This window comes from Ruegeria sediminis (assembly GCF_005938215.1).
Classification (GTDB): Bacteria; Pseudomonadota; Alphaproteobacteria; order Rhodobacterales; family Rhodobacteraceae; genus Ruegeria; species Ruegeria sediminis.
Genome location: NZ_VCPD01000016.1, coordinates 1 through 1,666, shown reverse-complemented (window position 1 = coordinate 1,666; position 1,666 = coordinate 1). Strand labels below are relative to the sequence as shown.

The window sequence follows — 1,666 nt, the reverse complement described above, 5'->3', positions numbered from 1 at the left end:
ATGAAGGTACTTGTGCCTGTCAAGCGCGTGATTGACTACAACGTGAAGGTTCGCGTGAAGGCGGACGGGAGCGGAGTTGATCTCGCCAATGTCAAGATGTCGATGAACCCGTTCGACGAGATTGCGGTGGAAGAGGCGATCCGGCTGAAGGAGAAGGGCCAGGCCGACGAGGTCGTGGCGGTCTCGATCGGCGTGAAGCAGGCGCAGGAGACGCTGCGCACGGCGCTGGCGATGGGCGCGGACCGCGCCATCCTGGTGGTGGCCGCCGATGACGTGCACACCGACATCGAGCCGCTGGCGGTTGCCAAGATCCTGGCCAAGGTGGTCGAGGAAGAGCAGCCGGGCCTGGTGCTGTGCGGCAAGCAGGCGATCGACAACGACATGAACGCCACCGGCCAGATGCTGTCGGCGCTCCTGGGCTGGTCCCAGGGCACCTTCGCCTCGGAGCTGGAGATCGAGGGCGACGCGGCCCGCATCACCCGCGAGGTGGATGGCGGGTTGCAGACCATCAGCGTGAAGATGCCGTCGATCGTGACCGTGGACCTGCGCCTGAACGAGCCGCGCTATGCCTCGCTGCCCAACATCATGAAGGCGAAGAAGAAGCCGCTGGACGAGAAGACCGCCGCCGATTACGGCGTCGACGTCAGCCCGCGGCTTGAGATCGTCAAGACCGAAGAGCCGCCGGCGCGCGCGGCGGGCATCATCGTCGGCTCGGTGGACGAGCTGGTTGCGAAACTGAAAGAAGCGGGGGCTGTGTGATGGCTGTTCTCCTTTTGGCCGAAGTCAACAATGGCGAGCTGAGCCTTGACGCCACCGCCAAGGCGGTGACCGCCGCGAAGCAACTGGGCGACGTGACCGTCCTGGCCGCCGGCGGGTCCGCCGCCGCGGCCGGCGAGGCCGCCGCCAAGATCGACGGCGTCTCCAAGGTGCTGGTCGCCGAGGACGCATCGCTGGGCCACCGGCTGGCGGAATCGACCGCCGCGCTGATCGCGAGCCTGGCGGGCGATTATGAACATATCGTTGCCCCGGCCACCACCGACGCCAAGAACGTGATGCCGCGGGTGGCCGCACTTCTGGACGTGATGGTGATCTCGGACGTCTCGGGCGTTGTCGACGCCTCGACCTTCGAGCGCCCGATCTATGCCGGCAACGCGGTGCAGACGGTCAAGTCGAAGGACGCCAAGAAGGTGGTGACGATCCGCACCTCGACCTTCGACGCCGCCGCCGAGGGCGGCTCGGCGCCGGTCGAGACCATCGCGGTCGGCGAGAACCCGGGCCTGTCCTCGTGGCTCGAGGACAAGGTCGCGGCCAGCGACCGTCCGGAACTGACCTCGGCCGGCGTGGTCGTGTCGGGCGGCCGCGGCGTCGGCTCGGAAGCGGATTTCAAGCTGATCGAGGGCCTGGCCGACAAGCTGGGCGCCGCCGTCGGCGCCTCGCGCGCCGCGGTCGATTCCGGCTATGCGCCGAACGACTGGCAGGTGGGCCAGACCGGCAAGGTTGTGGCGCCGGATCTCTACATCGCCGTGGGCATCTCGGGCGCGATCCAGCACCTGGCCGGCATGAAGGACAGCAAGGTCATCGTCGCCATCAACAAGGACGAAGAGGCGCCGATCTTCCAGGTCGCCGATTTCGGCCTCGTCGCAGACCTGTTCCAGGCCGTGCCGGA

At 67.3% G+C, this 1,666-nt stretch carries 2 protein-coding genes; both read left to right on the top strand.

Translation table 11 applies throughout. The features are described 5' to 3' along the window. Positions 1-759, top strand: a complete 759-nt coding sequence (locus FGK63_RS20620; RefSeq protein WP_138845840.1) for an electron transfer flavoprotein subunit beta/FixA family protein — start codon at positions 1-3, stop codon at positions 757-759. Then, a partial coding sequence (locus FGK63_RS20615; protein ID WP_138845838.1) for an electron transfer flavoprotein subunit alpha/FixB family protein occupies positions 759-1,666 on the top strand: 908 nt, incomplete at its 3' end. The genes FGK63_RS20620 and FGK63_RS20615, both read left to right, overlap by 1 nt.

Excerpts from the sequence above, each read along its gene's own strand:
- FGK63_RS20620 (WP_138845840.1), top strand. The coding sequence starts at position 1 with ATGAAGGTACTTGTGCCTGTCAAGCGCGTGATTGACTACAACGTGAAG.